This is a genomic window from Vibrio sp. Isolate25 (genome assembly GCF_022398025.1).
In the GTDB taxonomy this organism is placed as follows: Bacteria; Pseudomonadota; Gammaproteobacteria; order Enterobacterales; family Vibrionaceae; genus Vibrio; species Vibrio coralliilyticus_A.
The window spans coordinates 250381-269674 of the sequence record NZ_JAKEUT010000002.1; the positions used below are offsets into that span (position 1 = coordinate 250381).

General features: G+C 45.9%; 17 protein-coding genes. 12 read left to right on the plus strand and 5 right to left on the minus strand.

Features of this window, described 5'->3' with window-relative positions:
- The first annotated feature begins 55 nt into the window (after nucleotides 1-55).
- The 8 genes from lpxB (at nucleotide 56) to L1D15_RS07865 (ending at nucleotide 9523) form a co-directional block, all read left to right on the plus strand.
- Complete coding sequence (lpxB, locus tag L1D15_RS07830; protein WP_239875240.1) at nucleotides 56-1201, plus strand: lipid-A-disaccharide synthase; 1146 nt, start codon at nucleotides 56-58, stop codon at nucleotides 1199-1201.
- Between the two features lie 5 nt (nucleotides 1202-1206).
- Nucleotides 1207-1824 (plus strand): ribonuclease HII, encoded by a 618-nt coding sequence (gene rnhB, locus L1D15_RS07835; RefSeq protein ID WP_239875241.1) that lies wholly within the window; start codon nucleotides 1207-1209, stop codon nucleotides 1822-1824.
- 90 nt (nucleotides 1825-1914) lie between these two features.
- A complete protein-coding gene (dnaE, locus tag L1D15_RS07840) occupies nucleotides 1915-5394 on the plus strand; it encodes a DNA polymerase III subunit alpha (protein ID WP_239875242.1) in 3480 nt (1159 codons plus the stop codon).
- Between the two features lie 38 nt (nucleotides 5395-5432).
- Complete coding sequence (gene accA / locus L1D15_RS07845; RefSeq protein ID WP_239864987.1) at nucleotides 5433-6392, plus strand: acetyl-CoA carboxylase carboxyl transferase subunit alpha; 960 nt, start codon at nucleotides 5433-5435, stop codon at nucleotides 6390-6392.
- Nucleotides 6393-6486: 94 nt separating this feature from the next.
- Entirely contained in the window at nucleotides 6487-7821 is a 1335-nt protein-coding gene (gene tilS / locus L1D15_RS07850; protein WP_239875243.1) for a tRNA lysidine(34) synthetase TilS, read from the plus strand.
- 36 nt (nucleotides 7822-7857) lie between these two features.
- Nucleotides 7858-8172 carry a cytochrome c gene (locus L1D15_RS07855; RefSeq protein ID WP_239864983.1) on the plus strand — a complete coding sequence of 105 codons (315 nt, stop codon included), beginning with the start codon at nucleotides 7858-7860 and terminating at the stop codon, nucleotides 8170-8172.
- 103 nt (nucleotides 8173-8275) lie between these two features.
- Nucleotides 8276-8614, plus strand: a complete 339-nt coding sequence (glnB, locus tag L1D15_RS07860) for a nitrogen regulatory protein P-II (protein WP_239838390.1) — start codon at nucleotides 8276-8278, stop codon at nucleotides 8612-8614.
- A gap of 51 nt (nucleotides 8615-8665) precedes the next feature.
- A complete protein-coding gene (locus tag L1D15_RS07865) occupies nucleotides 8666-9523 on the plus strand; it encodes an endonuclease/exonuclease/phosphatase family protein (protein ID WP_239875244.1) in 858 nt (285 codons plus the stop codon).
- Here the strand turns inward: L1D15_RS07865 and L1D15_RS07870 are convergent.
- From L1D15_RS07870 to gloB, 3 genes are all read right to left on the minus strand, one after another.
- Nucleotides 9503-10189 carry a YIP1 family protein gene (locus L1D15_RS07870; RefSeq protein WP_239875245.1) on the minus strand — a complete coding sequence of 229 codons (687 nt, stop codon included), beginning with the start codon at nucleotides 10187-10189 and terminating at the stop codon, nucleotides 9503-9505. The two genes, L1D15_RS07865 and L1D15_RS07870, sit on opposite strands and share 21 nt — an antisense overlap.
- Entirely contained in the window at nucleotides 10186-11751 is a 1566-nt protein-coding gene (locus L1D15_RS07875; protein ID WP_239875246.1) for a LysM peptidoglycan-binding domain-containing protein, read from the minus strand. The genes L1D15_RS07870 and L1D15_RS07875 overlap by 4 nt, the downstream gene beginning before the upstream one ends.
- A gap of 70 nt (nucleotides 11752-11821) precedes the next feature.
- Nucleotides 11822-12580, minus strand: coding sequence for a hydroxyacylglutathione hydrolase (gene gloB, locus L1D15_RS07880; protein WP_239864980.1), 759 nt, complete (start codon nucleotides 12578-12580; stop codon nucleotides 11822-11824).
- A 39-nt stretch (nucleotides 12581-12619) separates the two neighbouring features.
- Here gloB and L1D15_RS07885 point away from each other — a divergent pair, with 39 nt between their 5' ends.
- Nucleotides 12620-13360, plus strand: coding sequence for a methyltransferase domain-containing protein (locus L1D15_RS07885; RefSeq protein ID WP_239838385.1), 741 nt, complete (start codon nucleotides 12620-12622; stop codon nucleotides 13358-13360).
- On the opposite strand, the gene rnhA is transcribed toward L1D15_RS07885, so the two are convergent.
- The gene (gene rnhA, locus L1D15_RS07890) at nucleotides 13357-13821 is read right to left on the minus strand and encodes a ribonuclease HI (protein ID WP_239838384.1); all 465 of its coding nucleotides are present in this window, start codon (nucleotides 13819-13821) and stop codon (nucleotides 13357-13359) included. The genes L1D15_RS07885 and rnhA overlap by 4 nt on opposite strands.
- A 56-nt stretch (nucleotides 13822-13877) precedes the next feature.
- Between rnhA and dnaQ the strand changes: the two genes are divergently transcribed.
- On the plus strand, nucleotides 13878-14618 hold the full coding sequence (gene dnaQ / locus L1D15_RS07895) for a DNA polymerase III subunit epsilon (protein ID WP_239838383.1): 741 nt from the start codon (nucleotides 13878-13880) through the stop codon (nucleotides 14616-14618).
- A gap of 8 nt (nucleotides 14619-14626) precedes the next feature.
- Nucleotides 14627-15874 (plus strand): TIGR03503 family protein, encoded by a 1248-nt coding sequence (locus L1D15_RS07900; protein WP_239864977.1) that lies wholly within the window; start codon nucleotides 14627-14629, stop codon nucleotides 15872-15874.
- Between the two features lie 62 nt (nucleotides 15875-15936).
- Here the strand turns inward: L1D15_RS07900 and fadE are convergent, their stop codons facing one another.
- Nucleotides 15937-18387: an acyl-CoA dehydrogenase FadE gene (gene fadE, locus L1D15_RS07905; protein ID WP_239864976.1), complete on the minus strand. Its 2451-nt coding sequence runs from the start codon at nucleotides 18385-18387 to the stop codon at nucleotides 15937-15939.
- A 308-nt stretch (nucleotides 18388-18695) separates the two neighbouring features.
- Between fadE and lpcA the strand changes: the two genes are divergently transcribed.
- Nucleotides 18696-19274, plus strand: coding sequence for a D-sedoheptulose 7-phosphate isomerase (gene lpcA / locus L1D15_RS07910; protein WP_239838380.1), 579 nt, complete (start codon nucleotides 18696-18698; stop codon nucleotides 19272-19274).
- The last annotated feature ends 20 nt before the right edge of the window (nucleotides 19275-19294 follow it).

Consider the following 19294-nt stretch of genomic DNA (forward strand, 5'->3'; position numbering starts at 1 on the left):
GTTAAAAGATCGCAGCCTTTGGTTGCGGTCTTTTTGTGTTTTTGAGGTTAGGGATATGGACAATAATAAGCCACTTCGAGTCGGAATCATTGCAGGGGAGCTCTCTGGAGATACGTTAGGCGAAGGCTTTATCAAAGCCGTTAAACAGCAATATCCTGATGCAGAGTTTGTTGGTATTGGTGGGCCTAAGATGATCGCGCAAGGTTGTGAGTCTTTGTTCGATATGGAAGAGCTGGCGGTAATGGGGCTCGTGGAAGTCTTAGGTAGACTCCCTCGCTTATTGAAAGTCAAAGCCGAGTTGGTTCGTTATTTCACCGAAAACCCACCGGATGTGTTTATCGGTATTGATGCACCAGATTTTAATTTACGACTTGAACTTGACCTTAAAAATGCAGGCATTACAACCGTGCATTATGTCAGCCCGTCAGTATGGGCTTGGCGTCAGAAACGCATTTTTAAGATTGAAGCGGCCACCAATTTGGTGTTGGCTTTTCTGCCATTTGAAAAAGCGTTTTATGATAAATACCAAGTGCCTTGTGAATTTATCGGTCACACTCTGGCTGACGCGATTCCATTAGAGTCTCCCAAAGTACCTGCGCGGGAGTTGCTTGGACTTGAACAAGATAAAAAGTGGTTGGCGGTGTTGCCGGGTAGCCGTGGTAGTGAACTGAATATGTTGTCTGAGCCTTTCATCGAAGCTTGCAAGCGGCTACATCTGAAGCACCCTGAGTTGGGCTTTGTAGTTGCTTTGGTCAATGAAAAGCGTCGAGAACAATTTGAACAAGCATGGCAAACTTTCGCTCCTGAGCTGGATTTTAGATTGGTCAATGATACCGCTCGTAACGTGATAACGGCCTCTGACGCAGTGATGCTAGCTTCAGGGACGGTTGCGCTTGAGTGTATGTTGATCAAACGCCCCATGGTGGTTGGTTACCGTGTCAATGCATTTACCGCTTTCTTAGCACGTAGAATGCTCAAAACTCAATATGTGTCGTTACCGAATATTCTTGCTGATGAGCTGTTAGTCAAAGAGCTGCTACAAGAAGAATGTACGCCGGAAAACCTAGCATCAGAAGTTGAAAAACTGCTAGGTAATCAAGGTGAGTGTATGATCGAAAAATTTACCGAGATGCATCATTGGATTCGCAAAGGTGCCGATGCACAAGCCGCTAACGCCGTATTGAAACTAATAGGTAAGTAGTCCTAATGACAAAAGAAAAGAAAGAGTTACCGCCATTTGAGTGCCCTCCTGGGTATCGATTCATTGCAGGTGTAGATGAAGTTGGTCGTGGGCCTCTAGTGGGAGATGTTGTGACCGCCGCGGTTATCTTGGATCCTTTGAATCCGATTGAGGGATTGAATGATTCGAAAAAGTTGACGGAAAAAAAGCGCTTAGCTCTGTTACCCGAAATCAAAGAAAAAGCACTCGCTTGGGCGGTTGGGCGTTGCTCTCCAAGTGAAATCGATCAGCTCAATATTCTACAAGCGACTATGGTCGCAATGCAGAGAGCAATTGAAGGGCTGAATGTAACGCCTGACCTCGCTCTTATCGATGGTAACCGGGTGCCTAATTTGCCTATGGACGCGATTGCGGTGGTGAAAGGGGATATGCGTGTAGCTGAAATTAGCGCCGCTTCGATCATTGCCAAGGTGGTACGCGATCAGGAAATGGAAGACCTAGACAAATTGCATCCAGAATTTGGCTTCGCTAAGCATAAAGGTTATCCGACCAAAGCGCATTTTGAAGCGATTGAGAAACATGGTGTGATTGACCAGCATCGTAAAAGCTTTAAGCCAGTGAAAACGGCATTGGGTATAGATTAGAAACCCTTAGTGTCTGGGGTATATCTAAGTTTTTATATCACGTAAAATACCCCATTATCTCTCCAATTATCCACAATTGCGGAAGTATTCATGTCAGATCCTAAATTTATTCACTTAAAAGTTCACAGTGACTTTTCCATGGTTGACGGCCTATCTAAAGTGCCTCCTTTGGTTAAGAAAGTGGCGGAAATGGGAATGCCGGCCATGGCCCTGACCGATTTCACCAACTTATGTGGGCTAGTGAAGTTTTATGGTACTGCTCATAGTTGCGGGGTAAAGCCGATTATTGGTGCTGACTTCGCAATGCAATCTGCGGAATTTGGCGATGAGCTGACCAAGCTGACTGTCTTGGCTGCTGACAATGAAGGGTATAAAAACCTGACCTTGTTGATTTCTAAAGCTTACTTACGTGGTCATGTTCAGCATCAACCTGTGATTGATAAGCAATGGCTGGCCGAGCTATCCGCAGGGTTAATTGTTTTATCTGGGGGTAAAAATGGTGAGATAGGTAAAGCACTGCTGAAAGGTAATCAGACCATCGCTCATAGCTGTGCTAAGTTCTACCAGCAGCATTTTGCTGATCGCTTTTTCCTTGAACTGACGCGAACGGGGCGCGCAGATGAAGAGACCTATCTACATTTCGCTTTAGATTTTGCAGAACAAGCGCAGCTACCTGTCGTGGCCACCAATGATGTCGTGATTCTTGATGAATCGACCTTTGATGCGCATGAAATTCGAGTGGCGATTCATGATGGTTATACATTAGAAGATCCACGTAGGCCGAAAAACTACAGTGCTCAGCAATATCTTCGCAGTGAACAAGAAATGTGTGAATTATTCGCAGACATTCCTGAAGCACTCGAGAACAGTGTTGAAATTGCTAAGCGTTGTAATGTGACCGTTCGACTCGGTGAGTATTTCTTGCCAGCGTTTCCGACAGAGGGAATGGAAGAAACTGAGTTTTTGGTCAAAAAGTCACAAGAGGGCCTTGAAGAACGTCTTGAGTTTTTATTTCCAGACCCACAAGTGAGAGCCGAACGTCGACCTGAGTACGATGAACGCCTTAAGGTTGAGCTGGAAGTCATCAATAATATGGGGTTCCCAGGTTACTTCCTGATCGTAATGGAGTTTATTCAGTGGTCTAAAGATAATGACATTCCTGTTGGTCCGGGGCGTGGTTCGGGTGCGGGTTCATTGGTTGCCTATGCTCTTAAGATCACCGATCTTGACCCTCTAGAATATGACCTTCTTTTCGAACGTTTTCTTAACCCAGAACGTGTTTCCATGCCCGATTTCGACGTCGACTTTTGTATGGATAAACGCGATCAGGTGATCGATCACGTCGCTGAAATGTATGGGCGTGATGCCGTTTCACAGATCATTACTTTTGGTACGATGGCGGCGAAAGCGGTTATTCGTGATGTTGGCCGAGTTCTCGGCCACCCGTTTGGTTTTGTTGACCGTATTTCAAAGCTGGTTCCACCTGATCCGGGAATGACATTGGAAAAGGCGTTTAAAGCAGAGCCGGCATTGGCGGAACTTTACGAAGCTGATGAAGAAGTCAAAGAGCTTATCGATATGTGTCGTATCCTTGAAGGATGTACACGTAATGCGGGTAAGCACGCAGGTGGCGTGGTTATCTCGCCAACTACTATCACCGACTTTGCGCCGATTTATGCCGATGCGGAAGGGCACTTTCCTGTCACCCAATTTGATAAAAACGACGTTGAAACTGCTGGTTTGGTTAAGTTTGACTTTCTTGGTCTTCGCACTCTTACCATCATCGACTGGGCTCTTGGCTTGATCAACCCGCGTCTTGAGAAACAAGGCCAAGCGCCTGTTCGGATTGAATCTATTCCTCTCGATGACGCTGCATCTTTCCGCCTTTTGCAAAACTCAGAGACCACTGCGGTGTTCCAGCTGGAATCTCGTGGGATGAAGGAACTGATCAAGCGCTTACAACCAGACTGTTTTGAAGACATCATCGCACTGGTGGCATTGTTCCGACCGGGGCCACTTCAGTCGGGCATGGTTGATAACTTCATCGACCGTAAGCACGGCCGCGAGGCGATTTCTTACCCCGATGAAACTTGGCAACATGAATCCCTCAAGGATACGTTAGATCCCACCTACGGCATCATCTTGTATCAAGAACAGGTGATGCAGATTGCTCAGATCCTCGCTGGCTATACGCTAGGTGGTGCGGACATGCTGCGCCGAGCGATGGGTAAGAAAAAACCTGAAGAAATGGCCAAGCAGCGTGCTGTATTTAAAGAAGGTGCGGTGAACAACGGCGTCGATGGCGAATTGGCGATGAAAATCTTCGATTTGGTGGAGAAGTTTGCTGGTTACGGCTTTAACAAATCTCACTCAGCCGCTTACGCTTTGGTGTCATATCAAACATTATGGCTTAAGACCCATTATCCAGCGGAGTTTATGGCAGCCGTTATGACGGCTGATATGGACAACACCGAAAAAGTGGTCGGTTTGGTGGATGAATGTTTCCGCATGAAGCTGAAAGTGTTACCACCGGACATTAATGCGGGCCTTTATCGATTTAATGTCGATGAAAATGGCGCAATTGTTTACGGTATCGGGGCTATCAAAGGGGTTGGAGAAGGTCCAATTGAAGCGATTCTAGAAGCCCGTAACAAAGATGGTCACTTCAAAGACTTGTTTGATTTCTGTGCGCGAATTGATCTTAAAAAAGTCAACAAACGTGTGATCGAAAAATTGATTTACGCTGGCGCCCTTGATCGATTAGGCCCACATCGTGCAGCGATGATGGCATCTCTTGACGATGCCGTTAAAGCGGCCAGTCAATATCACCAAGCGGAGGCGTTTGGTCAAAGTGATTTGTTTGGTGTCTTGACGGAAGCGCCAGAAGAAGTTGAGCATAAATACACCAAGGTTCCCGCGTGGCCAGAAAAAGTTTGGCTGGAAGGAGAACGTGATACACTTGGCTTATATTTGACTGGACACCCAATAAATTCCTATATAAAGGAACTGGGTAAGTACACCAGTTGTCGATTAAAAGACGCGACACCGACAAGGCGCGATCAAAGTGTGACTATTGCTGGTCTGGTGATTGCTGCGCGAGTGATGACGACCAAGCGTGGAACGCGTATTGGTATCATTACACTCGACGATCGCAGCGGACGTATGGAAGTGATGTTGTTCTCTGACGCACTTGAAAGGTATGCTGAGCTGCTCGAACAAGACAAAATTTTGGTCGTTTCTGGACAGGTCAGCTTTGATGATTTCAATGGTGGTCTTAAAATGTCCGCGCGCGAGGTTATGGATCTCGGTACAGCACGTGAAAAATACGCACGTGGCTTATCAGTATCGATTGAAGAATCTCAAATCGACGAACAATTTTTTGAGCGCTTTAGTAAGATACTAGAGCCTTACAAAGCAGGAAGTGTTCCTGTCCACATATACTACCAGCGTAGTGATGCACGAGCGCGCTTAACGTTAGGTACGGAATGGCGTGTGACGCCTAGCGATGAATTAATAGACAATTTGAAACAGTTGCTTGGTAAGAGCCAAGTAGAACTCGAATTTAACTAAGTTCGGCAGTCGAATGCCGAATCACAAAGGATCTATAGATGAGCCTGAACTTTTTAGAATTTGAAAAGCCTATTGCAGAACTTGAAGCTAAGATCGAAGCACTTCGTGGCGTTTCTCGTCACGGTGGTGACTCTGGCGTTGATCTGGAGAAAGAGATCGAACAGCTAGAAAAGAAAAGCTTGGAACTGAAAAAGAAAACCTTCAGTGACTTAGGCGCATGGGAAACAGCTCAAATGGCTCGTCATCCTCTGCGTCCTTATACACTGGATTATGTAGAGCATGTTTTCACTGAGTTTGAAGAACTCGCGGGCGATCGTGCTTATGCTGATGATAAAGCGATTGTTGGGGGGATGGCTCGTCTTGATGGCCGTCCTGTGATGATCATTGGCCACCAAAAAGGCCGTGAAACCAAAGAAAAAGTAAAGCGTAATTTCGGAATGCCAAAACCTGAAGGTTACCGTAAAGCCCTACGCTTAATGGAAACGGCTGAGCGCTTCAACATGCCAATCATCACGTTTATCGATACTGCAGGTGCATACCCAGGTGTTGGCGCTGAAGAACGTGGTCAGTCGGAAGCGATTGCGAAAAACCTTAAAGTAATGGCTGGTCTAAAAGTGCCTGTTATTTGTAACGTGGTAGGCGAAGGTGGTTCTGGTGGTGCACTAGCTATTGGCGTAGGCGACTACGTGAACATGCTGCAATACTCGACTTATTCTGTTATTTCTCCGGAAGGTTGTGCTTCCATCCTTTGGCGTGATTCAGACAAAGCGCCACAAGCGGCAGAAGCAATGGGTCTGATTGCTCCGCGACTAAAAGAACTTGAGTTGATTGATGAAATCATCGAGGAACCGCTAGGTGGTGCGCACCGTGACCACATCCAAATGGCGGCGAACATGAAAGCAACGCTCATTAAGCAGTTGGATGAACTACAGCACTTTGATAATGATGCGCTACTTGAACGCCGTTATCAGCGTCTGATGAGTTACGGTTACTGCTAATTTTAGCAACCCAATAGAGAAAGGCTGAACTCAGGTTCAGCCTTTTTTATTTAGGATGATAGACTAACCTTATTCACAGCGCTTTTCTTTGATTATGAATTTATATCAACACTTTTCTACGTTTATTGACCAATACCAGCATTCTAAAGGTAAGTTAGTGCTTGCTCTTAGTGGTGGCCTTGATTCGCGAGTCTTATTGGCACTAATGGCGAGGTATCGCCGTGAACATAATAAAACGTGTGTGGTTGTACATGTCCACCATGGTTTGAGTGTCAATGCGGATGAATGGGCGATGCGTTGTAAGCAATGGTGCTTAGAAGAAAAGATGCCTTTTTATATTGAGAAGGTAATACTGGAAAAGCAAGGGAAAAGCATAGAAGAAAGTGCGCGAGAAGCTCGATATCAGGCGTTAGGCAAGTACATAGGCCAAGGGGATATATTGCTTACGGGGCAACATCAAGATGATCAGCTTGAGACTTTTTTACTTGCTTTAAAACGTGGTAGTGGGCCGAGAGGACTTTCGGCAATGGCACAAGTGATGCCTTTTGCTGAGGGAGAACTTCTTCGTCCGCTCCTCTCTGTTCGCCGGTCCGAAATCGAGGCTTTTGCTACTGAGCATAAACTGAGTTGGGTTGAGGATGAGAGCAATCAGGATACTCGATTTGACCGCAATTTCATCCGTCATCAAGTCTCTCCAGTTATGACTGAACGATGGCCTCATTTTCCCCAATCTGTGCAACGCAGTGCTGAACTTTGCTCTGAGCAGGAGCAACTACTGGATGAATTACTTGGTGAGCGGGTTGAGTGTATTACCCATCAGGATGGGAGTTTATACATTCAAGCGTTATCTGAAATGAGCCCTCTAATGCGCAGTCGAATTGTTCGAATGTGGTTGTCTAAACATCAAGTGCGTATGCCGAGCCGAGAACAATTAAACAAAATCTGGTTAGAGGTAGCACTGTGCCGTCAAGATGCGAATCCAATTCTAGTATTGAGCGATGGCCAGATTCGTCGTTTTGAACAGAGGTTATATGTTGTGAAGCAATGGCAAGAGCTATCAGGATGGCAGCAAGGCATTTCTCTCAATACATCTGTTTCTTTGCCCGATGATCTGGGAACGCTAATCTTATGTCCTAGTACGCGTGGTAAACTTTCTCTGAGTGCACTTCAAGACGAATCGTTGCAGATCACGTTTGAACCTCAATGTTTGAATGCTCGTCCTGTTGGGCGTAACCACAGTCGAAAGTTGAAAAAGTTGTTTCAGGAGTATGGTGTGCCTAGTTGGTTGAGGCGTCGCTTACCCATTATTATGAGTGGAGAGCGTGTCGTCGCCGTCGCAGATTTGTTTGTTGATCATCGCTTTGCAGGTCAAGATTGTGAACTTGTCTGGGACAAGTCAACACCAGTTGTGTCAAAATTGTATACATAAAAACGCACAACTAAAGTGGAATTATAAGGAAGAGCAATGAAAAAAATCGCGACTGGAATAGCCATTGGAATGAGTTTACTGGCAGGGCAAGTGATGGCGGCCGGTGATGTCGCTGCTGGACAAGCAAAAGCGGCCGTGTGCGCAGCTTGCCATGGTGCTGATGGTATTGCTGTGATCCCTGGCTACCCAAACCTGAAAGGACAAAATGAGCAGTATATCGTGTCCTCAATTAATGCGTATAAAAACAAAGAGAGAACTGGTGGACTGGCTGCAGTGATGCAAGCGCAAGCGTCCATGCTGAGCGATGCAGATATTGCTAACTTAGCCGCTTATTATGCAAGTTTGAAGTAATTGTAAATTCCAGATAAATAGCCCGAGCATCAAACGCTCGGGCTTTTTATTGCTTGTTTATCATGGGATAATAAGAAAAATTGCTGAAGTTTAAGGGATGAACATGAAAAAAATCGAAGCCATTATTAAGCCATTTAAGCTAGATGATGTACGTGAAGCGCTGGCGGAAGTAGGCATCACGGGTATGACAGTATCGGAAGTCAAAGGTTTTGGTCGTCAAAAAGGTCACACGGAGTTGTACCGTGGTGCAGAATATATGGTGGATTTCCTGCCAAAAGTGAAACTTGAGATTGTGGTGACTGATGACGTTGCCGAGCAATGTGTTGATACTATTGTTGATACGGCTCACACCGGGAAAATAGGTGATGGTAAAATCTTCATTACAGACATTGAGCGAATTGTTCGCATTCGGACTGGTGAAGAAGACGAAGACGCGATTTAATTTGTTTTATCGAAAGAGCCGTGAGGCTCTTTTTTATTTGTGGTGATGTAAATGAAAAAAAAGCTTGTATTGCTGAGCCCGCTCATTGTGTTGGCGATGGTCGTGTTTGGGTTTCAAATAGTGTTTTCCCTGCCGGATACACCTCAGCTTTCTACTATTTCTTCACAAGGTAACGCTCTTTCATTGCAATGCTTTAATAGCACACATACCGATTACATTGATAAAGACCGTCAGTTAAAGGTGTTGGTGTGGAATATATACAAACAAAACCGCAGTCATTGGCGCCAAGAACTCACTCAATACACGCAAGATAAACAGTTGGTATTGCTTCAAGAAGCCAGTATGAGCCCAGAGCTCAAAGGCTGGATACAAGAGTCAGGGTGGTATGGTAATCAGGTTGATGCATTCAAAGCGTTTAAGTACAGCGCAGGGGTACTCAATCTCTCCGCTCACACGCCGCTAAAAGCATGTGCTTATACAGAGTTGGAGCCATGGCTTCGCTTACCTAAGTCGGCGATTTACGCCACCTACCCCTTGTCAAACGGACAGCTGCTCGCGGTAGTGAACATTCATGCAGTTAACTTTACCTATGGTACAAAAGAATATCAGAATCAGCTAGGAACATTGGTCACTGAGTTAACCCAGCATACTGGCCCCATTGTGATTGGCGGTGATTTTAATAGTTGGAGTGAGCAGCGCTTGAAAGTGATGAAGCAAGTGCTGGATGCTCTCGAAATGGAAGAAGCCAGCTATGAGCCAGACAATCGCACCCAATTTATGACTGGTTTACCACTGGACCATGTCTTTTATCGAGGTTTGACGCTAATAAAAGCAGAGGCGCCGGAATCCGACGCCTCTGACCATAATCCGATTGAAGTGACATTTCAGTTAACTGATGGCGATATATAGCGCCCAAATGAAATAGTATGCTATCCAAGGCAATGCTGAAATGACAAGTGCCTGACCGCGTTCAAATTCAGTCCAAGTCCCCACCGCAGCGTAACCTAAGGCAATGTACCATGGTAGAAGTAGTGGGAAGGAGCTAGCAAACTGAGACCATTGATTGGTTAGAGGCAGTTTTAACAAACCATTGAGGCTATTTAAATCTGCGGCATAGACCATCACTTGACCGTGTTTGAGTAGCAAGCTCACATAACTTGCCAAATCACCAATAATAGCGGGAAAAACCACGACGGTACTCGCGGCAAACCAACGCCAGAATCCATGTTGGTGCTGGCTTGGTTTGGTTGCAAGATTGAACCAGAAGGCCAACATCACAATGGTCAGAGTTCGCCCTACAACGTCACTGATGATCTCACTGGCCATCAGGGTGTTGGCATCCAGTAACTCAAGTTGTTTTGGGTTTGTTTGAGCCAGTTGAGCAGAGAGTCCCTGCTTTAGCCATTCGAAATCAACGATGTCGAAGTAAGCGCCCCAAAAAAGAAATGGGGTTAACATAAGAACAACGTATGTTTGCCAGCCCCAAGCGCCACGCTGATAAAGTGCAAGAAAACACGCGCTAGGTGAACGAAAGATATCCACCAGCATAATTAAAGGGTTCGAGGATGGCGTCATACACTCACCTTAGTGACATCGACATAGAGTTTGAGCTTTTGTCCCGGCTGCAGGTATTTCTTTTTGCTGAGCCCGTTCCATTTCACTATATCATTGGATTTAACTTTAAATTTGTTGGCAATACCGCTGATGGTGTCACCAGACTTCACACTATAAAAAACGGTGCGGATGATCGCGCCGTCTGAGCTGTTTTTCCAAATAACCAACTTTTGCCCAACGCGTAAAGTGTCTCTTGGTCCCATACCATTCCATTTAGCGAGAGACTGATGGGAAACTTTGTTCGCGCGCGCAATACTCCACAAGCTATCCCCTGATCGCACAGTATGAGTGAGCTTGTATTGACCGCGTGATTTAGCCTGAGTTTTAGCCAGCCGGTTGGTTGCACTGAGCGTATAGGCACGTTCATCTTTCGTAGAGGTCGGGATTATCAGGTGCTGTCCAACACGGATATTGTGCCCGTTAAGGTTATTCGCTTTTTGGATGACCTTAGTGGTAGTTTTGTATCGAGTGGCAAGTACACTCAAACTGTCGCCGGATTTCACTTTATAGCGAACGACCTTCATTCCTTTACCGCGGTTTTGAGCAACTTTAGTTTTAAAGGCAGCAATTTTTTCAATTGGTAGTAAGATCTGGTGTGGGCCGTCTGGTGCCGTTGCCCACTGGTTGTAGGCTGGATTGAGGCTTTGCAGTTGTTTGACAGTCATGCCTGCGTAGTTTGCTGCAATGGCCAGATCAAGTTGTTCTTTGGGGTCAACCAAGTCAACAACTGGTTTGTTGGCAATTGGCGGGATATCAATACCGTATTTGTCCTGATTCGCGATGATATCTGCCAATGCAAGTAATTTGGGCACATAACCACTGGTTTCTTTCGGCAGATCAAGAGAGAAAAAATCCGTAGGCTTGCCTAGCCTAGTATTTTTTCTGATCGCACTGGAGACTCGTCCTCCTCCACTGTTGTAAGCCGCAATGGCATGGGTCCAGTCTCCTTTGAATCGCTTATTTAGTGCCACTAGATAATCGAGCGCAGCGTCAGTCGATGCAGCGACATCGCGGCGGCCGTCATACCAGAAGTTTTGTTTTAGTCCGTAGTATTTACCCGTCCCCGGAACAAATTGCCATAAACCGGCTGCACTACCATGGGAGTAGGCAAAAGCATCAAAGGAACTTTCAACGATAGGCAAAAGCGCTAACTCTAAAGGCAGATCGCGTTGCTCAATTTTTTCGGTGATGAGATAGAGGAACGGCTGGGCACGCTCAGAAACGGTTTTGAGGTGGTTGGGGTGCTTTAGATACCAAGTGCGGTAATAATCGACCATTTTGTCATCAGGGATCGGAAACTCGAGCTGCATTGCGATACGCTGCCAGACGTCTTCCTGAGACTGGGGCGTCACGATGGGCTTAGAGGGGATAGCCGATTCTGAAGGTTGAGCAGCAGGTTTGCTTGACGCTACTGCTGGTGGGGTATTGGTCTTTGTAGAGGCGGATTTATCGCTCTCTGTCTGCTGGGTAAGCTGACATCCTGTTAGTAGTAGTGCTAATACCCAGCTGTGTTTTACTCGCATTGCACAGCCCTTTTTTTATTTGGCTGCTGATAATACTTGTCTAAATATGGAGGTGACAAGTTGCAAAACGTTAAAATTCGTTCTTCCACTCACGTAATGCCGTAAAAATGGCGAGTGAGTCCGTTTGTTGGGTCCTGTTGGCCACCGAGCGTATGATGCTTTGTTGATCTGTTCTTAGGAATGGGTTGATCCATTTCTCTTTGCGAATAGTGGTGGGTAAGGTCGGTTGATTTTGCGCTCTGAGGCGGTTCACTTCATCACGGTATTGCTGAAGTAGCTCGTTATCTGGCTCAACGGCTAAAGCAAAGGCGACGTTGCTAGCGGTGTACTCATGAGCACAGTAAACCTCGGTCTCTTCGGGTAGAGCAACCAGTTTATTGAGTGAGGCATGCATTTGCTCCATGGTACCTTCGAATACCCGACCACAGCCTGCTGAGAAAAGAACATCGCCGCAGAACAGTTTTCCATCACCGACATAGCCGATGTGTCCGCGGGTATGGCCTTCTAATCCTAAAACAAAAAAGATTTCGCCAAATAGCTCAATTTGTTCACCGGCCTCGACAGCATGCGTCAAGGTTGGAACAGGTTCATTGGCTGGGCCCACTACGTCGATACCGGGAAATTGCCTGACTAACTCTGGGACACCACCGATATGATCATTATGGTGGTGAGTAATTAGGATCGCCTCTAAGCTTAACTCGTGCTGTTTAAGGTACTCAAGTACGGGAGTCGCGTCCCCAGGATCGACAACAGCACAACGCTGATCGCTATTTTGAATCAGCCAGATGTAATTATCATTAAATGCAGGTATGCTTTTGATATCTAACATAGTTGTCTCTCCGGTTACCAAGAGTGAAGCAGGTTAATTATGAAGCCAGCACGCAGTAATAAGAAGCTCGAAAAGCCTCATTCATGGTCTCAGCTTAAGAATGGCCTGTGGGTCAGTGAATCAATACAAACTCGTGTTGATGAATGGTGCCCAAAACTATTTGGCTATCATATGCTTAAGCTGGGAGGGCTGAGCTGCGAGTTAACCAGCTTTAATTGTAATATTCAACACCAAGTTAACCTTGATATCCAGAACCCTTTGCATAACGTGATTGCTGATGGTTACAACTTACCATTTCTTGAAAAAAGCTTTGACGTGATTGTGATGGCGCATCAGCTTGATTACTGCAATGACCCTCATCGAATGTTGAGAGAAGTCGATCGTGTGATGATCGATGATGGGTATTTGATCATTACTGGCTTTAATCCGATCAGCTTAACGGGCTTGTCGAGCTTGATGCCATGGCGCAAGAACAACTTGCCATGGAGTGGGCGCATGTTTACTCCCAATCGTATTCGTGACTGGCTGAGTGTTTTGAATTATCAGGTGATTGAGTGTGACAGCTATGCCCTGTTTCCAATGCAGAAATACCGCACCATGTGGACTTGGCTGGAAAACAGTTTAGGCGATTGGGCATCTCCTATGGGTAGCCTATATTTTATTGTTGCTCGCAAACGCACTTACCCACTTAAACCGATCAAGCCACATTGGAAGCTAAAACGAAAATTGACGCCGATTGGCGTCAATTACAAGGTGTCGAGCAAAGTAAAGTCGCACTAGTTAGGTTGGTAACCTGTATCTTCTTCTGTTGGGTTTTCGGCAGCGGCTCTAGCTAATTCATCACACATTTCATTTTCTCTATGCCCTGCGTGACCTTTGACCCAGCGCCAGTCAATGGTGTGGCGTGCGGTTTCGGCATCAAGCGCTTTCCATAAATCGGCGTTTTTAACCGGCTTTTTATCAGCCGTCTTCCAATCACGTTTTTTCCAATTGTGAATCCACTGTGTAATACCTTGGCGAACGTACTGGCTGTCAGTGGTGAGTATGACTTCGCACGGTTCTTTCAGTGTTTGTAGTGCGACTATGGTTGCCATCATTTCCATGCGATTGTTGGTGGTTAGGGTGTAGCCTTTAGCCAGTGTTTTTTCGACCTGCTTATAGCGTAAAACGATACCGTAACCACCTGGCCCTGGATTACCTAAACAAGAACCATCTGTGAAAATTTCCACCTGTTTCGTCATGATTTGATACTATTGGGTTAAGCATATTATTGGCATAGTCTGACACACAATTTGTTATGAATACCAGCAACAATTCTAACCACAACCGCATCGTGGTACTCGATACCGAAACCACAGGTATGAACCGTGAAGGCGGTCCTCATTATCAGGGACACCGTATTATTGAAATCGGTGCTGTTGAAATTATCAACCGTAAATTAACGGGGCGTCACTTTCACGTTTACATCAAGCCTGATCGCGAAATTCAGCCGGACGCAGTGGAAGTCCATGGTATTACTGACGAGTTTCTTGTCGATAAACCTGAATATCAGGATGTACATAGCGAGTTTCTTGAGTTTATTAAAGGTGCCGAGCTTGTTGCCCACAACGCGCCCTTCGATACTGGCTTTATGGATCATGAGTTCAGTATGTTGGACCCAAGTATTGGCAAAACGGAAGACTACTGTAAGGTCACGGATACCCTTGCCATGGCGAAGAAGATCTTCCCTGGTAAACGTAACAACCTCGATGTGTTGTGCGACCGCTATGGTATAGATAACTCTCACCGTACGCTTCATGGAGCTTTGCTCGATGCGGAGATCTTGGCTGACGTCTATCTATTGATGACAGGTGGCCAGACCTCATTACAATTTAACCCTGGCAACGCAGAGGGCAATGTGGGAGGCGAGTCAATAAAACGTGTGGCTGGTGGACGAAAATCATTAAAGGTTATCCGTGCAACAGCCGATGAATTAGAAGCACATCAAAATAGATTGGACTTGGTGGAGAAAAGCGGAAGCTGTCTCTGGCGTCAGTAGGAGAAGGAATGTTGAGGATTTGGTTTGCCTTGTTGGGCTTGTTAGTCAGTACCTTTGGTTTTGCGGAAGAATCCTCAATGTCATTGCTCGACAATCGTTTTCGAGTTGATCCCACCATCAAACAAATTACCTTTGTGATCTATCGCGCTGAACGCTCAAGGCCGGTAGTATTGGTCCGCCCTGATGGAAAAAAGTACTACGCTTGGCGTAGCCCAGATAACGTTCGTTGGTACCAAGAACCAACAATGGACATCATATCGATAGATAATCCCATGCCTGGCCCTTGGCAGGCTATCGGTAAAGTGACACCCAAGAACAAGATAATCCTTATTTCTCACCTTGAACTGTCCACCGAACAGATGCCAGCGCGTTTGTTCCAGAATGAACAGATAAAGTTTACAGCAAGGCTCACCTCTGATGGCAAACCTTTGGTATTGAGAGACTTCTTAGAGCGCGTTAATTTAATGGTGACCTTCACCAAATACGTTGAAAATGAAGAGGAATTGATTAAAGAGGCAAAACCGATCCCTTACACTATCGGTGAGTTTGCCGATGATGGCCGTGGTTTAGATGAAGTGGCAGGAGACGGTGTATTTACGGTATCACTGAATATTTCCCCAGAGCCGGGTAAATACCGTGTTCGTATTACGTCGGGCAATGGGGTCTTCCTCCGTGCGCAAGAACAAGAGGTTTTGGTATACCCAATGCCTATCCAAACGACCTTTATTCAAAGTCGCGAAGAAGGGGTAGAACACAAGGTTGTCGTCTCTGGTGAGCAAGGTATGGTTGAACCGGGGAGTTTGGCGGCGCAAATTGTGCACAAATCACCAGATAATAGTGAAGTGACGGTAGCTGAAAGTGCAGCGGAAGCGTCAGAAAAAGTTGAACTAAAGATCCCATACAATGGCGAAATTGGTAACTATGCTTGGATGGGGCAAGTTTTTGCTACAGAAATGGGGTCGGGGCGCCCACTCGCTTTTCCGGTTCAAGAGCACACTTACAGTGTGTTGGAAGAAGTCGACTTTTCCGAAACTCGTCGTTTACAGGAAGAGGAACGCATGCAGCAGTTGAAATTGATGGAAGAAATGCGCTTGATCCAGATGAGAGAAGAGAAACGCATGCGCACCTACATCATCATCGGAGTGGGTAATATCGTGATGATTATTCTTGGCTTAGTTGTTTGGTTTGTGATGCGTAAGCTCAGAGCTAAGAAAGAAATGATGCCAGAGATGCAGTTAGAGATGCCCAAGAAGTAGCACATTTAGGAAACTGAAAGCACAAAAAGGGCTGCATTGCAGCCCTTTTGCGTTGATGTAGATTAAGCCACTTCATCCATCTGAGGGGTTAGCTCTAGTGGTTTGGCAGCTAAGTCCTTTGGGTCAAAATCATCCACATTAATCACGTACAGGCGATGTTCTTCTGCATTACGCAATAATTGTGCTTCGGCTGAGTCGATAATTCCCTTTTCCAAACCGATATCTGCGATTAAATCCAAACGAAGGAATGGACGGCGTTCGTTGATGGCTTTGCACACTTTAGTGAACACAGGCTCTGCTTCAAGAATAATGTGCAGCGCTTCTTCGATCTTACCGGCAGGATTAAATTCACTAGCTTGGAAATACTGGTTACGGCCTAAACGATCTCGGGTTGCAGAAGGTGTCTGTAGGATCTGAGCTACTTGGCTGTCAATTTTGTCGTTTGGCGCTTTGCGTACACGACCAAACGGTAGGATCATGACACGTAAGGCTTTACCCAACCATTTATTAGGGAAGTTCGCTAAGAACTCGTCAATCGCTTCTTCGGTCTGCTTCAAACTGTCTTGAAGTCCCCAGTGCACCAATGGAAGATCATCGGCAATACGACCATCATTCTCAAAGCGCTTCAAAGTTGCTGAGCTAAGGTAAAGCTGGCTGAGAATATCACCCAGACGTGCTGATAAACGCTCTTTACGCTTCAATGAACCACCAAGAACAGCCATTGAAATATCTGATAAGAAAGCAATGTTTGCACTGTAGCGGTTGAGCTGCTGATAGTAGCGAGTGGTAGAGTCTTTTACTGGTGCTGAAGAGAATCGACCGTCAGTTAGTCCAAGCCAGAAGCTGCGTACCAGGTTGCTCATGGTGAAGCTCACATGACCTGCAAGGGCTGAATCAAATTTCTCTAGGGCATCAGAAGAATCCGAGTAAGCGGCGTTCATCTCTTCTAGAACATAAGGATGGCAGCGAATAGCACCTTGACCGTAAATGATCATAGAACGAGTCAGGATGTTCGCACCCTCAACGGTTACCGCGATTGGTGCGCCTTGATAACCGCGAGCCAGGAAGTTAGAAGGCCCCAAGCAGATGCCTTTACCACCGACGATATCCATTGCATCAATGATGCTTTGTTGGCCACGATGAGTACAGTGGTACTTTACGATTGCTGAGATAACCGAAGGCTTCTCACCCAAATCAATACCGGCGACAGTCAGGTTACTGGCTGCGTCCATCACGTAAGCGTTACCGCCTAGACGCGCTAATGGCTCTTCGACCCCTTCCATCTGGCCGATGGGTTGTTTGAACTGGCGACGAATACGTGCATAAGCCCCTGTGGCTAGTGCGGCAGTTTTAATGCCACCAGTAGAGTTAGAAGGCAGTGTGATACCACGCCCAACGGATAGGCATTCAACCAGCATACGCCAGCCTTGACCAGCCATCTTCGGACCGCCGATGATAAAGTCGAGAGGTACAAATAGATCTTCACCACGAGTCGGACCATTCTGGAATGGTACGTTGAGTGGGAAATGACGGTTACCAATCTCAACACCTTTGAGGTGAGTTGGAATAAGAGCACAAGTAATACCTAAATCTTCTTGCTCTCCTAATAGACCTTCTGGGTCACGCAGTTTAAAAGCTAAGCCTAGTACAGTCGCCACTGGAGCCAAGGTAATATAGCGTTTGTTCCAAGTCAAGCGCATACCAAGTACGTCTTTGCCTTCCCACTTACCTTTACATACCACGCCAAAGTCAGGGATAGAACCCGCGTCAGAGCCAGCTTCTGGGCTAGTTAGAGCAAAACATGGAATTTCCTTACCTTCTGCAAGGCGCGGTAGGTAGTAGTCTTTTTGCTCAGTCGTACCATAATGCTGTAGAAGTTCACCTGGGCCCAGTGAGTTTGGGACGCCAACTGTAGAAGAAAGGACGCCAGAGACACCTGTCAACTTCTGAAGAACAAGAGACTGTGCATAGGCAGAAAACTCTAGGCCACCGTATTTTTTCTTGATGATCATGGCAAAGAATTTGTTGTCTTTGAGGTATTGCCAGACTTCTGGTGGTAGATCAGCCAGTTCATGCGTGACTTGATAATCATTCACCATAGCGCACACTTCGTTCACAGGGCCATCTAAGAAAGCCTGTTCTTCAGCAGTTAATGTAGGTGATTGGATGTCATGCAGTTTTTTCCAGTCTGGCTTACCTTTGAACAATTCAGCTTCCCACCATACGGTACCGGCATCGAGTGCTTCTTTTTCTGTTTGTGACATCGCAGGCAAGACTTTTTTGAACAAAGTCAGCGCCTTTTTACTGATCAAAGATTGACGTACTGAGGGAATAGCAACCACTGCTGTGGCGGCAATAAAAAGAATCCAGCTCAGTGAGCCCGCAGCACCGAAGGCAGAGAGTATGGCCAGAGTGACTGTCAACGCGGTTACCGATTTGGCTAGGGAGGTTCGATGGTAGAGACAGACCGCTAGAACCGCAGCAAATCCGAGTATAGAGAGCAAAATGTCCATAGTAATGTTCCTTGTTCGGCGCTTTTGAGCATTTTTACGCCGTTATTTATAAAGAGGTCCAACCAGTTAAAGTGTAATCAAAATATTAAAGAAATGTAAAACCTAAAATTGTCCAAAAAGTGATCTGAGTAGAGTGAAAATTCTAAAAATGAAGAGGTGGACGGTTTTTGAAGAGGTCGAAACCGAATAAAGACGCAAATGTTTGCGGGCAGCTATCGACAGTGAGAATTGTTTGAGTAAACTCTGACTATAACCATGGCGACGTTAGGCGTCAGCCATTTCAAAACCAAATAATTAGAGAAAAACCTATGTACCAGGATCTGATTAAAAAAGAACTTACCGAAGCTGCCGACGTACTTAATACATTTCTAAGCGATGAAAACAACATCGCGCAAATTGAAGCGGCTGCGAAGATGCTCGCTGACTCATTTAAACAAGGCGGTAAAGTTTTGTCTTGTGGTAACGGTGGCTCTCACTGTGATGCGATGCACTTTGCTGAAGAACTCACGGGGCGTTATCGTGAGAACCGCCCAGGTTTACCTGGTATCGCTATTTCAGACCCAAGTCATCTGTCTTGTGTGAGTAATGACTTTGGCTATGAGTACGTGTTCTCTCGCTATGTTGAAGCCGTCGGGGCTAAAGGGGATGTGCTATTCGGTCTATCCACGTCAGGGAACTCAGGCAATATTCTAAAAGCGATTGAAGCGGCTCAAGCCAAAGGAATGAAAACCATTGCTTTAACAGGTAAAGATGGCGGGAAGATGGCTGGTTTAGCGGATATTGAAATTCGAGTGCCTCACTTTGGCTATGCAGATCGTATCCAAGAAATCCATATTAAGATCATCCATATTGTGATTCAGTTGATCGAAAAAGAGATGGAAAAATAATTTCTGAGTGGTTTAAACAG

Bases quoted from the DNA above. Each gene is read 5' to 3' on its own strand.
- lpxB (WP_239875240.1), top strand. From the start codon at position 56: ATGGACAATAATAAGCCACTTCGAGTCGGAATCATTGCAGGGGAGCTC.
- rnhB (WP_239875241.1), top strand. From the start codon at position 1,207: ATGACAAAAGAAAAGAAAGAGTTACCGCCATTTGAGTGCCCTCCTGGG.
- dnaE (WP_239875242.1), top strand. From the start codon at position 1,915: ATGTCAGATCCTAAATTTATTCACTTAAAAGTTCACAGTGACTTTTCC.
- accA (WP_239864987.1), top strand. From the start codon at position 5,433: ATGAGCCTGAACTTTTTAGAATTTGAAAAGCCTATTGCAGAACTTGAA.
- tilS (WP_239875243.1), top strand. From the start codon at position 6,487: ATGAATTTATATCAACACTTTTCTACGTTTATTGACCAATACCAGCAT.
- L1D15_RS07855 (WP_239864983.1), top strand. From the start codon at position 7,858: ATGAAAAAAATCGCGACTGGAATAGCCATTGGAATGAGTTTACTGGCA.
- glnB (WP_239838390.1), top strand. From the start codon at position 8,276: ATGAAAAAAATCGAAGCCATTATTAAGCCATTTAAGCTAGATGATGTA.
- L1D15_RS07865 (WP_239875244.1), top strand. From the start codon at position 8,666: ATGAAAAAAAAGCTTGTATTGCTGAGCCCGCTCATTGTGTTGGCGATG.
- L1D15_RS07870 (WP_239875245.1), bottom strand. From the start codon at position 10,189: ATGACGCCATCCTCGAACCCTTTAATTATGCTGGTGGATATCTTTCGT.
- L1D15_RS07875 (WP_239875246.1), bottom strand. From the start codon at position 11,751: ATGCGAGTAAAACACAGCTGGGTATTAGCACTACTACTAACAGGATGT.
- gloB (WP_239864980.1), bottom strand. From the start codon at position 12,580: ATGTTAGATATCAAAAGCATACCTGCATTTAATGATAATTACATCTGG.
- L1D15_RS07885 (WP_239838385.1), top strand. From the start codon at position 12,620: ATGAAGCCAGCACGCAGTAATAAGAAGCTCGAAAAGCCTCATTCATGG.
- rnhA (WP_239838384.1), bottom strand. From the start codon at position 13,821: ATGACGAAACAGGTGGAAATTTTCACAGATGGTTCTTGTTTAGGTAAT.
- dnaQ (WP_239838383.1), top strand. From the start codon at position 13,878: ATGAATACCAGCAACAATTCTAACCACAACCGCATCGTGGTACTCGAT.
- L1D15_RS07900 (WP_239864977.1), top strand. From the start codon at position 14,627: ATGTTGAGGATTTGGTTTGCCTTGTTGGGCTTGTTAGTCAGTACCTTT.
- fadE (WP_239864976.1), bottom strand. From the start codon at position 18,387: ATGGACATTTTGCTCTCTATACTCGGATTTGCTGCGGTTCTAGCGGTC.
- lpcA (WP_239838380.1), top strand. From the start codon at position 18,696: ATGTACCAGGATCTGATTAAAAAAGAACTTACCGAAGCTGCCGACGTA.